This window comes from Zhongshania aliphaticivorans (assembly GCF_902705875.1).
Taxonomy (GTDB): Bacteria; Pseudomonadota; Gammaproteobacteria; order Pseudomonadales; family Spongiibacteraceae; genus Spongiibacter; species Spongiibacter aliphaticivorans_A.
Genome location: NZ_CACSIK010000001.1, coordinates 2646822 through 2659397, shown reverse-complemented (window position 1 = coordinate 2659397; position 12576 = coordinate 2646822). Strand labels below are relative to the sequence as shown.

Below are 12576 nucleotides of genomic sequence, written 5' to 3'. Positions count from 1 at the left end.
AGCACTGCATTTACTACAAGATAGATAAGCAAGATATTATGAAAATGACAAAACGAGTTTCTATTCCACTACTTATAATTTTGGCGCTAATAGCTTTATACGTATTCAGATTAAGCACTGCTCAACCCTCGTCTGAGGGAATGGTTTTCATTCCCGCGCAGGTGTTTACCATGGGTCTTGACCACCCCATGACACCAGATGCCATGCCGCTTCATAAAGTTCGCGTCAATGCTTTCTATATTGATAAAACCGAGGTAAGCAACGCCGAATTTCAAGAATTTGTAAAAGCCACTGGCTATGTAACCACTGCAGAGCGACCCTTAAATCCAAAAGATTACCCAGGCGTTGACCCTGCATTACTTGTTCCTGGCTCATTAGTCTTTAACTCACCCAAAAAGCCGGTTAGTAAGCGTGATTACACTCAATGGTGGAGTTTTATCCCCAGCGCCAGTTGGCGCCACCCAGAGGGGCTGGGATCGACAATTTCGAAACGAATGAATCACCCCGTTGTTCATGTCACCTGGGAAGATGCATCCGCTTATGCAAGCTGGGTAAATAAACGACTTCCAACAGAAGCTGAGTGGGAGCTAGCTGCTCGTGGGGGATTGTCGCAGGCTGAGTTTTCATGGGGAAGCGAGCAGCAGGGCAGGGGCAACTTTTTAGCCAATATATTCCAAGGGATTTTTCCTCACAAAAACACAAATGAAGACGGATTTTTTACCACATCCCCCGTAGCAACTTTTGCTGCTAACGGCTTAGGTCTCTACGATGTTGCGGGCAACGTGTGGGAATGGGTGCAAGACTGGTATGACCCCACCTATTATCAGCAGCTACAAGGAAACGTTATCGACAACCCAAAGGGACCGAAGGCAAATAGCAAGCTAACAGGTTTTAGAGTGCAAAAAGGCGGATCATTTCTTTGCACAGATGATTACTGCGCGCGATATCGTCCAGGTGCAAGGGGCAAAGGTGATCCTAATAGCAGTAGTAATCACGTCGGATTTCGTCTGGTAAAAGATATTAACTAGCAGTATTGCACATGCGGCTATCGCCAATAGCTTGACGCCATAGTGCTTCGCCCCACCGTTTATGCTGGGTTTTGATATGGCATGAAAAGTTCACGGTATTAGGTGCGTCCATAATAATAATGATGCTTACAATAATGTCATCTATGTTGCTTATATTGTCATCTATGCTTACTATGTAAGACGCTGAATTAAGCGATTTTACAAAGCATATATCTCGGAGAATAAAAATTATGATTCCTAATAAGTATCGTCAGTGTGTTGTCGCATCACGCCCTGAACAGTCGGTAACACTTGAAAATTTTCGCCTAGAAACCGTTGCCATGCCTGATCTTGTTGATGGCGATGTGTTGGTGCAAACCGGTAGTGTTATGGTGAATCCTCCCGCTGTGGTTGCACTGAATCGTGGAGTGGCGAAGCAGCCGCCCGTGCCTGTCGACAGTGTAATGTGGGGGCAGGGAGTGGGCACGGTTGTGGCCTCTAAAAACGAATCTTTCTCAGTTGGCGACCGTGTGGTCGGTCCGTTGGGGTGGTCTGAGTACCGAGTATTTACTGGTGCGGAGTTAGCGCAACTTCGGCAAAATCATTTGCCCGCAGAGGTACCTGCAACCCTTGCGCTACATGTGCTGGGTGCGTCGGGGCCAACCGCTTACCTTGGCTTAATTGAGCACGGTAAGCCCAAGCTGGGTGATACCGTATTGGTTTCTGCCGCTGCGGGAACGGTGGGCAGCTTAGTGTGCCAGCTGGCTTTGGCGGCAGGATGCACGGTTGTGGGTATTATGGGCTCAGATGAAAAAGGTGAGTGGTTGAGTTCACTGGGCGTGCAACATGTCATTAACTATAAGCGCGAAGACATAAGTGCCCGAATTGCAGAGGTCTGCCCGAATGGTGTAGATGTGTATTTTGATAATGTCGGCGGTAGCACTTTGGAAGCCGCACTCAGTAATCTTGCGATGCATGCGAGAGTGGTATTGTGCGGCGCGACCTCGCAGTATACCGACGCATCGCCATTCAAAGGCCCATCAAACTATTTCGATCTGGTTCACAATGAAGCCACAATGCGGGGATTTCATATATTCCATTACATGGAGCAGATTCCAGCTGTGATTGGGCGTCTAGTACCTTTGCTCAAGGCCGGCAAGTTGCAATTTAAAGAAGATGTGCTGGAGGGGATAGAACACGCGCCTGCTGCATTGCTACGAGTAATGGATGGCAAGAACTTCGGTACCCAATTAGTAAAAATGTCAGCAACCAGCTAGATCTACTTAGTCTGTTTAATGTCGCTTAATTTTGTGACCTTGCTCAGTGTGACTTTGCGATAAAAGTTGGTATAGAAGTGGTTTGCTTAGAACTTATGTTTGTTAATTGTGGAGCGATAATAATATGATTTTATTACATGTAGAGGCGAGCCCCAAAGGGGATCATTCGTATTCTAGTCGACTGGCGACGTCTTTTTTGGATGAGTATAAATTAAAGAATCCTGACGACGAAATCCGAACATTGAATGTGTTTGAGCGTGATTTACCTGAGTTCGGGAAAATCGAAGCGCTTGCGAAATTCGCCCCGATTATGGGGGAAGTACGTAACTCTGAACAGGAGGAAGCCTGGGCTAGAATTAAGGAAGAAATTCGTTTTTTTGACGAGGCAGATAAGATTTTGCTTTCTTGCCCAATGTGGAATTATTCTGTTCCCTGGCGATTAAAGCAATATATAGATTGCCTAGTGCAGCCGATTGAAACCTTTGGTTATGATTTTGAAAAGATGGATCATGTTGGTTTGCTCAGAAATCGACCGCTTCAGTTTATTTTAACCCGTTCCTCAACCATGGCGGGTGATTACAGCGATTTCCAACTTCCTTATCTTAAATTTATTTTTGGCGCTATTGGTATCCGTGACCTTCGGGTTATCACTGCATCAAATACAACGCAAGCCAGCAGGGAAAATACTGAGGCTTATCTTACAAAATTTGATGGTGATGCTAAGGAAGCGGCCCAGCGGTTTTAGCATTAGAAAAATCAAACACTCAAGGCTAAAAGTAGAATAGCAGAAATAATAACTATTCTACTTTTCCCAATGGTGCGAAAATGCAGATCAACAATCAGTTTATAGATGCTATGGATTAAAAATATTATTTTCTAGTTTGCATTCGAAAATGATTATTAAACTATCAGCAAGGCTGTATGAATCTGCGAATACTTGACCACCTAGGTGGTGGCGAAAGTGCGACGGCGGGTATGCTTCCCGGTCGGTTCTTTTGTTGTGGTTCGTAAATGACAACGGAACAAAAGGTAGTGGAAAAAATGTTGAGTCAATTGCCAAAGCGAATTGAACTACAAGGTGCTCGTAATTTTCGAGATATGGGCGGTTATTCTGTGGCCAATGGCCGCACAATACAGTTCGGTAAACTTTATCGTTCTGATCAGCTGTGTGACCTCACTGACTCTGATGCTGATGTACTAAATGCGATTGGTATTAGAACCGTTGTTGATTTTAGACGTAGTAATGAACGTGGTAAGTCTCCAAATCACCCTATCAATCCTGATGTTAATCATATTAGTTTGCCGGTCGTCGAAAAGGGCACCGATGTATTTAATGTGTGGAAAGCCATCGAGGGTGGGGAGTTAGATGCTGAGAGTGCTCGTTCGTATTTAATCAAAGCCAATGCGGGTTTTATCAGCCGGCATTCTCAGGTATACGCTGACTTCATGGCGTTATTAATGAACCCTGACAACTATCCTCTGGTTTTTCATTGTGCTGCCGGTAAAGACCGTGCAGGTTTTGCTGCGGCATCTGTGTTGATGAATTTGGGTGCGTCGCATGATGTTATTTTTCATGATTACCTGGCAACAGGTCACAGTACTCAAGCTCTTATAGAGCATTTACTGGGCAAGCGGCCAACGCTGAGTAACGCCTTAGAGGGCTTGACTGCCTTGTTGCAGGTGCACCCTGAGTATTTGGGTGAGGCTTTTTTAACCATTGAGCGTGCTCATGGTTCTATCGATGCCTATCTGCAAAGTGAACAGAAAATGGATGCAAAAAAACGCGAAGCACTGGCAAATATTTTATGTGGAATCAGTGAGTAGTTAGATCTAAGTTGAAGGAAATAAAAATGGAAAGTGTAGCTCGTGAAAGTACTCGCGATATTATTGGTGCTCAACTTGAAAGCACCAATTGGTTTTCTGTTAACCAAGCACAAATCGACCAGTTTGCGGACTGTACTTTGGATCATCAGTTCATCCACGTTGACCCAGAAAAAGCAAAAGAGACCCCATTTGGATCTACGGTTGCCCACGGTTTTTTGAGCCTGTCTATGCTGGCATATTTTGCCGAAACCTTTGGTGTACAAATCGAGGGTCTGTACATGGGGATTAACTACGGTTTCAACAAAGTGCGATTTATTTCTCCCGTTAAAGTGGGTAGTCGTATTCGCTGCCACGCCAAGGTGCTTGATCTTGTTGAGAAAAATCCCGGCCAGTTTATGTTGACCTATGATGTCGAAGTGGAGATTGAAGGCGATAATAAACCTGCGCTTAAAGCCGAGTGGATCATGATGCAGATGGTTAAATGACGGCCTTAGTGGCTTGATGAAGTAGGTAATCGGCCAGTCCAGCTATCGCTGGCTTGTCGTAACCGCTCTGCTATTAGCGACAAAAATCAACTACATTTTATTCACTTCTTTCGCATTAGCGATAATATTGGTGATATTGGGTTGACCAGTATGTGCCGTGAGACCGCCGTCGACTGACATGATACTGCCTGTCACATAACTGGCATCATCAGATGCCAGAAACACCACCACTGCCGCTATTTCGTCTGCTTTTGCGAAGCGTCCCATAGGCACGGCAGCGTCCCATGCTTCTTGAAGACCGGGTATTTGCTGAGCCTTTGCGATAATCGGTGTTGCCACTGGTCCGGGGCAGATCGCATTGACGCGAATATTCTCTTTTGCGTGATCGACCGCGACAGCTCGGGTGTAGTTTACAACACCACCTTTGGCGGCGTTGTAGGCCGTCATACCGTAGTCGCCAGCGAGCCCTGACGCAGATGCGGTATTGATAATAGCGCCGCCACCATTTTCTCGCATTACTGGGATCACGGCCTTGCAGCCATAAAAAACCGAGTCCAGGTCAATGGTGATGACTTTGCGCCATTGTTCGACATCGAGATCAGGTGTTAGGCCGTAATTGTCGATGCCGGCGTTATTGAACAGCACATCAATGCGGCCAAATTTTTCTACGGAAAATGCCACCATAGCTTGAACCGAAGCCCAATCAGATACATTTGTCTTAACAAAGGCGACACGCTCTTCTCCTAACTCTGCAACTAGCTTTTCGCCACTTACGGTATCCATATCTGCAATGACGATGTTTGCGCCTTCGGAGAAAAAGCGTTTAACAGAGGCCGCTCCAATCCCGGAAGCTCCACCGGTGATTAATGCGGTTTTATTATCGAAACGACTCATTTTTTGCTCCTAGTTTTTGGTGGGAGTATTGTCAGTACGGAGAGGGGGATGTGGGTGTTTTTGATATTGTAATACAATATGTCAAAAATATATTGAACGCAATTAAATAAAAAAGCCAACCCCAGTAGTCACTGGAGTCGGCCAAAAGGTGATGTTTGCTAAGACTTAGCGATACATCGACTAGTTGCTAGTTTGCAGGGTATTCATTGGCTACCCATTCCAACATTTTGCGACGGATTAGCACGCCGGCCTTGTCGCCAAATACATTGATCTCTTTGTAGTCAGTGGTATCTTCCTCGAGCAGCTTTTGCATGTGATTGATGGCAACCACATCTTCCTCAAATGCGGCTCGGAATAGTGCGCTCATACCAGCTGAATTCTCGGGCGTTGGCTCGATAAAGTCAGTGGTGACTGAGTACCAGTAGTGACAGCTGTTGTGGGTTTTCGGCGTTAAGTAATGGTTTATGTAGATTTTATAGGTTTCAGGCTTGCCCGGTGCCGGATCTTCTACATGGAAAAAGTTCTCTCCTAGCCAGACACCGGGAGACACGGTAATACCACCATTGCGGTTAACCACCTTGCGGTCGCCAATCTCGGCAAGTACTTCGGGTGGCAGCCCAAGTTTGATGCGGTCACTATTGTCGTCGGTGCGATAGCAACCGGGGATACCGTTAGTTTCCGCAAAATCTAGTGGAAGCTTAATAAAGGATTCGTCAAGGGAGTCCACGGTGGCGCCAAAGGTGTTGGCATGAAGGTGAGTAAAATGGGTCAGGTCATTCAAGTTCTCTTGCAGTAGCAGGTAGCTGCCATCAACTAGAAACTCTTCACCGTAGAAAGAAACCTTTTGCGGGTTTTCCAAGTACGGTAATTCAGGAATATAACCCTGCTCGGCGTTTTCTGGGTTGCCCATCCAAATAAACACAAAGGGTCCAACTTCTTTGATGGGGTATTTTCTAAGTTTTCCACTTGGGCACTGTGTTTGGCAGGGAACGTTTTGAATTTCGCCCTCTGGGCTGTATTCAATACCGTGATAGCCGCAGACAATATTGTCGCCCTGTAACTTGCTTTCAGATAATGGAAAAGAGCGGTGTAGGCAGCGGTTTTGTAAAGCGATTAATTCGCCAGCTTCGGTGCGATAGAATACCACGGATTTCTCAAGTAAGGTTCTTGACGTAAGATCGCGGCCGAACTCTTCACAGAGCCCTGCCACATACCAATGCTCATGCAGTAATGGTATGCCGATATAAGTTTGGGTGTCACGAATGGCACTGATTACGTCTGTCATGCTTTTGCCTCTTATTGTTTGGCTTACATCATTTATTACTATAGCAGTTTGACGAATATGTGATGTGCGCGCCATTGCCTGGAGGTCAAATTACTGTGGGATAGGTTCATTCAAATGGGGAGGCTTAAGTTTTTTGTTTTTGGCCTTCAGTTCTAAATTGTGAAGGGGTTAGTTTGTACCAGCCTTTGAAGGACGTACTGAAATTAGAGGCAGTTTGATAACCAAGCCGAAACGCGATTTGATCAATAGAGTCAGTGCTATGTAAAAGGTATTCACGGGCGAGACTTTTTCGGACGTCGGAGACAACGGTGCTGTAAGACGTGTCGACGGATTTAAGGCGGCGTTTTAGTGTGCTCGCCGATATATTCAACTTTGCTGCGGCTTCGTCGATGGATGGTATTCTGCCTTCGTTGGCGAGGATAAACATTTTGATTGGCGTTACCACGGCCGTCTTTTTGTCTTGAATGGTTGTGATTTTTTCGTCCAATAACTTTTGGGCTTGCCGCATAGTTGTTGGGTTAAAGGTGAGCTGCTTCTTTCGGGCAAGGCTAAGTGGCATTGTAAGGCGGTTATGCTCTGCGCCAAACCTGAGCTGTGCTGGCAGAAAGTATTGTTGATAGAGTTCGGTATTATTCGGTGTGTAATTGAATTCAAATATTATTTCTTTTAGCGAGTGAGGTGATAATTGTTTTACGCCCATGGTGATAATCGAAAACATGGTTTCTACAATAAATGCTTTGGTATCTCCCCAGGGAAGCTTTTCAATTAGTTCTATTTCAAGCGTGGTTTCTGTGTGTACAAGCTCGGTGCTTAGCAGAGGATTTAGGACCTTTGCGGTTTGGGTCGCAAATTGAATGGATTCCTCAAATGTGGGGGCGGCCATAGCGCCAAGGCTGAGTAAGCCGCCGCCGGTGAAATTGTAACGTTGGCCAAACTCTAAGCCTAATGCCTGATTATCAGTAAGTACCATCGCTTGTTTAATGAGTTGAACAAACTGCAGGCAGTTTAGCTGGTTATCAATATCTTCAAGTAGTGAGGAGTCTATTCTGGTTGGGGCGAGGATATCTTCGTAGCTAAAGCCTTTCTCTTTGAGAAAGTCTACAAGCACGATTGGACCCGCAACCAGCACCCTATGTTTTGATAAGATGGATGTGAGGTCCAAGGCTAATCGCTCCAGTTTTAAGGTATGCCCCTGTTTGACTCATTACTAAGGCCGGTTAAGGCTGATAGTACGGGGTGAGTTGGCCTGCTTTTCCATGTTGTTATTAAAGCGCGAAAATATGATGTGATTTGCACTATTCACGTCAAAAGCCGTAATGCAGCTATGGGTGCTAGACGTTGCTATTAACTGGCGCGTCGATATTAACACCGGCAAGCTCGCAGCCTCTTAGAAAGTCTCGAATGTGCTTAGTCATCCAGATTTGGGCTTGTTTTTCATTACCTTTTTTAAGGGCCTGAAAGATTTTTGTATGTGCTTCGAACAAGCGCTCGCCTGGTCCAATATTGCTAATTACCGTGCCGTAAGCTGGGAAAAATAACTCTCCCAAAGGTTCTTTTGCCAGTAATAGGGCGTGATTGTCGGCGGCCTTAGCAATGAGTTCATGGAACTCTACATCGCATTCTACTAATTTAGCGGGATTGTCCAAGCACTCAGCGGTGCGCGCCAGATTAGCTTCAATTTCGTCAAGTAACTCTGGTGTTATCTTGCTGGCAGCTAACGCGGCTGCGGTTGGCTCCAGCGCCATATTGATTTCCCAGAGTTCACGATAAGTGACGCCGTGAAGCATAATGGCTTCGTGCATTGCATTGTGGACAATGCGGGGTGAGGGAGCGGTCACTACCATCCGGCGGCGCGGGCCGCGTTTGAGTAAGCCGGCACCTTCTAATGAGCGGAAAGCTTCGCGAACCGTCGGTCGAGTTACTTCTAGTTGCACTGCCAGTTCGGTCTCGGGGGGGAGAAGGTCTCCGGGAGAAAGCTCTCCGCCCATAATCATGCCACGGATTGATTCTTCCACCAATTGGTAAGCTGGGACTTTGGTGACTGCCTTGAAGGCTTGTTGTTTGCTCATATGAGTTGGTTATCCGTTGCCGCTACTGCTTTTATCAATGCAATATAATTATATTAGTATACATTAGTACAGTTAAAAGCAGCCAGCCCTCTTAGTGACTACCTGTCTATGTTGCATTACACCTAGCTGAAAGCTTTGTTACATTCAGCTAGGTGGGTACTGCAAATTGGCCGTTCATTGAGAGAATGGCCAAATCTGTCATCGTTTAAAAGCTGTTTTAGGTCTGTGTTTATGCGTTCTCTAGACAGAAGGTGTGTACGCAGTCTGAGTACTCTTCAGTATTAAACAACATAAGCTGGTGAGTGGCGTCTTCAAAAATTTTGAGAGTTACCGGGCCGGCAATCTCAGCAACGATAAGCTCTAAGGCGCCCTCGGGAATGTTGGGGTCTTTTGAGCCTGCGGTGTACAGCACCGGCTTGGTGTTTTCGCTCAAGGGGATGGGCGGAACGTAGTTCAATATAGATGCCCAAGAAGCTAGATCGTAAGACCAGGTGTTCAAGGGGTCTTGTTTCTTGGCTTCGTAGGCACCTTTGAAGCCATAGTCTTCGTCAAAATCAAAAAACAGGGGTAAATCCAAGCGCAGGGCCCGGCCGAATTGCGTTAGTAATTCCTGTACAGGCTCACTGCGCCATGCTTCGGTCATAGCTTTGATGGTCGGGCTGCCGGGGACGGCTACAGAGCCCATACAGATGACGCCAGACAGGTCGGGCGAGTCTATGGCAGAGATAGCTGCAGAAACACCAAGACTGGAGCCCAGTGCAAAGACAGGTAGGCCAGTTTTGGCTTTAACGTGGGCGGCGAAGTCACGAGTACCCTGCGCCCACTCTTCCATTGTGAATTGGCCGCGTGGGCGAGTGCTAGTAGAAAGGCCATGTCCTGGTGCGTCAAAACTCCAGATTTCTACCCCTTTGGCAGCATGGTGTGCACAGAAGGCATTATATATTCCGCCGTGGCCACCCAGGCCATGAGAGATCACGAGCGCGTATTTTGCTTCTTGGTCTTCCGGGGTGTATCTGGTGGCATGCAAGTCATTAACAATGTGGGATTCGGTTTTCATTATTTATCTCCAAATGGTATCTCTCTATAATGTAATACAATAATACATAAAATCAAGATTCTCTATGAGTTGGTCATACTTATTTTGCAAGCTGAGCCGACAGATAATTAAAAAGTCTAGTTGCCGTAGTTGTTTTTAAAGTGTGATAGTATTATTGTATTACAAGTAGTCATAATACTTTTCTACATACGCCCTAGCGTTTGAACTAATAATATATAGGTAGAGTTTGATGAGAATTGCACCAAAAACACCTGCTCAGTTTCTGGCCTCGGTCACCCTTTCAATTACTTCTATGGCTGCTTTCAGCGCGCCACAGCTTGAAGAAGTGATAGTGACAGCTCAAAAACGAACTGAGAGTATTCAGGATGTACCGGTATCCATTAATGCGGTATCGGCAGATACAATGGCAAAAAATGGCATTGGTAATCTAGAAGAAATGTCATCGCTGGTACCTAATCTTAATATCAGTGACTCGCCCAATGCCAATGTTATTGTCATGCGTGGCTTGGGATCCGGTGCAGCAAACCCCTCATTTGAACAAAGCGTAGGTTTGTACGTTGATGGTATCTACGCCGGACGATCAGCACAATTTCAAATCCCCTTTCTAGATGTGCAGCGTGTTGAAGTATTGCGTGGCCCACAGGGCGTTATATTTGGTAAAAACTCCATTGCTGGGGCGATTAGTATTCACAGTGAAAAGCCGTCGGATGAATTTGAAGCGGAAATCCAGGGTAGCTACGAATTTGAGTACGGTAGTAGTGTGCTCACTGGAATATTATCTGGACCAATTTTGGATTCGGGCTTGGGTGCACGTTTAGTAGTTAGCGAGTCTAGGGATGAATCGTTTATAGAAAATCATTACAGTGGTGATGGTCCCGGTGAACCAGATCAAAGTGGGAACGGGCAGGCTGTGCGTTTAAGCGTGGACTGGGCTGCTAGTGATACCACCGATGTTTTGTTGAAAGTTGAGCATAGTAAATATGACGAAGAAGGAAGTAAGTTTCAGATAATTGGTTATGACCGTACTGCGCCGCAAACGGATCCTATTCTTGCGCCTATAACTGCGTCAATTGTGGCGGCGCAAGATGCGGCGGGCGAAGATTATACTTTTAATACGACCAATTATCAGGATGGAAAATCAAGTGATACTTTCTTAGATCAAGATAGTGATAGTGTGACCCTTAATGTTGCGCAGCAAGTTGGTGATTTTGAAGTGAGCTACACTGGCGGTTACTCTGCCTATGACCGTTTTAGTGCCAGTGATGGTGACTTTAGCGGTGCAGATTTAGTCGTTGAATATGTCCCCGAAAACTTCGAGCAAGTGTCTCATGAGCTGCGGTTTACCTCGCCGGTGGGTGAACGTTTTGTGTATATGGGTGGTTTGTATTATTTAGATCGAACCTTAGATTTAAGGGGCTCGGGAAGAGATATTGATTTGCAATTGTCAGTGCCACCTGCACTTGATTTCCATTACTCGACAGCGATTGATTATTATGAGGAGTCAGAGGCGTTTTCTGGTTTTGTGCAGGGCACGTGGAATATAACAGATGCCATTAGTGCAACTCTTGGTGTGCGTCGTTCGGTGGAAGAAAAATCAGCCAAAGCCAGTCAAGAGATTAATCAGTATCAAACTGATGAGCCTGAAACTAACCCTGCCGTTCTGGCGCTTGCGACTTCCTCTGGTACGGGGGCTTATGACTATGACAAGCAAACCCGCAAAGAGGCCAATACAGATGGCACTTTTAACTTGCAGTGGGTAGTTAACGATGATGTTAATTTGTACTTCACTCATGCAAGAGCGACTAAAGGTGGTGGATTTAATGCTACCGAATCTACTGGAAATATAGATGGTTTTGAGTATGACGAAGAGCGTGCCAGAAATTATGAAATTGGTGCGAAGATGGAGTTGTTCGATCGGCGTTTACGTCTGAATACGGCATTATTCTATACCGAGTTTGAAAATTTACAGGTCTCTACCCTCGACGAAACGGCTTTTGTCGTCGAGAATGCTGGTGAAGCAGAGAGCAAAGGGCTTGAGGTGGAGTTAACTTACCTTGTATCAGAAGATATCATGGTTGGTCTAAACGCTGCTGTTTTGCGAGCGAGGTATACTGAGTTCCAGGGAACTTGTCCGCAGAATGTCAACGCACAATCTGTGGAGTGTCAAAACAGCGCTGATGGCACAGAGGACTTTAATGGAGAGCCGTTACTAGCAGCCCCAGATGCCAGCGGTAGTGCTTTTATTGACTACACCAAAGGTTTTGGCGGCTTTATGTTTAATGCGCGACTCGACGCTAAATATTCTGATCAATACTATTTTGATTCAATCCATGAAGCCGCGACAATCCAAGATGCGTTTTGGAAATTTAATGCGAATGTCGGTATAAGCAATCTGGAAAATTCCTGGGGTGTTAGTTTGAGTGCGCTCAATATAACAGATGAGCGCACGATCAATTTTGGTGGCCAGTCTGTTCTTGTTCCCTGTCAGTATTGTGGTAACTTAGAAGACCCGCGCATGTACACGTTAAACTTCCGTTATGCTCTGTAGAATGCAGAGCGAATAACACAGAGTACGGCATGGCTTATTAAAAATAATAATGAGTCAAAATAATTAGTTATGCTTGTACTCATTATTAGCTTTGGTTTTTAACTGCATCGTTGTTGATAATGTCGAGCTT

The 12576-nt window shown here is 45.7% G+C and carries 11 protein-coding genes; 6 read left to right on the top strand and 5 right to left on the bottom strand.

The window, feature by feature from the left end; all coding sequences use genetic code 11:
* The first annotated feature begins 38 nt into the window (after nucleotides 1-38).
* The 5 genes from AELLOGFF_RS11965 to AELLOGFF_RS11945 all read left to right on the top strand — a co-directional run bounded on the left by AELLOGFF_RS11965 (nucleotide 39) and on the right by AELLOGFF_RS11945 (nucleotide 4593).
* Nucleotides 39-1028, top strand: a complete 990-nt coding sequence (locus tag AELLOGFF_RS11965) for a formylglycine-generating enzyme family protein (protein ID WP_200842656.1) — start codon at nucleotides 39-41, stop codon at nucleotides 1026-1028.
* Between the two features lie 230 nt (nucleotides 1029-1258).
* Nucleotides 1259-2284, top strand: a complete 1026-nt coding sequence (locus AELLOGFF_RS11960; protein WP_159268955.1) for an NADP-dependent oxidoreductase — start codon at nucleotides 1259-1261, stop codon at nucleotides 2282-2284.
* 124 nt (nucleotides 2285-2408) lie between these two features.
* On the top strand, nucleotides 2409-3029 hold the full coding sequence (locus AELLOGFF_RS11955) for an FMN-dependent NADH-azoreductase (RefSeq protein WP_159268954.1): 621 nt from the start codon (nucleotides 2409-2411) through the stop codon (nucleotides 3027-3029).
* A 266-nt stretch (nucleotides 3030-3295) separates the two neighbouring features.
* Nucleotides 3296-4108 (top strand): tyrosine-protein phosphatase, encoded by an 813-nt coding sequence (locus AELLOGFF_RS11950; protein ID WP_159268953.1) that lies wholly within the window; start codon nucleotides 3296-3298, stop codon nucleotides 4106-4108.
* Nucleotides 4109-4134: 26 nt separating this feature from the next.
* Nucleotides 4135-4593: a MaoC family dehydratase gene (locus AELLOGFF_RS11945; protein WP_159268952.1), complete on the top strand. Its 459-nt coding sequence runs from the start codon at nucleotides 4135-4137 to the stop codon at nucleotides 4591-4593.
* Nucleotides 4594-4683: 90 nt separating this feature from the next.
* On the opposite strand, the gene AELLOGFF_RS11940 is transcribed toward AELLOGFF_RS11945, so the two are convergent.
* The 5 genes from AELLOGFF_RS11940 to AELLOGFF_RS11920 all read right to left on the bottom strand — a co-directional run bounded on the left by AELLOGFF_RS11940 (nucleotide 4684) and on the right by AELLOGFF_RS11920 (nucleotide 9898).
* Nucleotides 4684-5487 carry an SDR family NAD(P)-dependent oxidoreductase gene (locus AELLOGFF_RS11940; protein ID WP_159268951.1) on the bottom strand — a complete coding sequence of 268 codons (804 nt, stop codon included), beginning with the start codon at nucleotides 5485-5487 and terminating at the stop codon, nucleotides 4684-4686.
* A gap of 187 nt (nucleotides 5488-5674) precedes the next feature.
* Entirely contained in the window at nucleotides 5675-6772 is a 1098-nt protein-coding gene (locus AELLOGFF_RS11935; RefSeq protein ID WP_159268950.1) for an aromatic ring-hydroxylating dioxygenase subunit alpha, read from the bottom strand.
* 124 nt (nucleotides 6773-6896) lie between these two features.
* Complete coding sequence (locus tag AELLOGFF_RS11930; RefSeq protein WP_159268949.1) at nucleotides 6897-7880, bottom strand: AraC family transcriptional regulator; 984 nt, start codon at nucleotides 7878-7880, stop codon at nucleotides 6897-6899.
* Between the two features lie 223 nt (nucleotides 7881-8103).
* Entirely contained in the window at nucleotides 8104-8841 is a 738-nt protein-coding gene (locus tag AELLOGFF_RS11925; RefSeq protein ID WP_159268948.1) for a FadR/GntR family transcriptional regulator, read from the bottom strand.
* Between the two features lie 229 nt (nucleotides 8842-9070).
* Entirely contained in the window at nucleotides 9071-9898 is an 828-nt protein-coding gene (locus tag AELLOGFF_RS11920) for an alpha/beta hydrolase (RefSeq protein ID WP_159268947.1), read from the bottom strand.
* Nucleotides 9899-10127: 229 nt separating this feature from the next.
* Here AELLOGFF_RS11920 and AELLOGFF_RS11915 point away from each other — a divergent pair, with 229 nt between their 5' ends.
* Entirely contained in the window at nucleotides 10128-12446 is a 2319-nt protein-coding gene (locus AELLOGFF_RS11915; RefSeq protein WP_159268946.1) for a TonB-dependent receptor, read from the top strand.
* The last annotated feature ends 130 nt before the right edge of the window (nucleotides 12447-12576 follow it).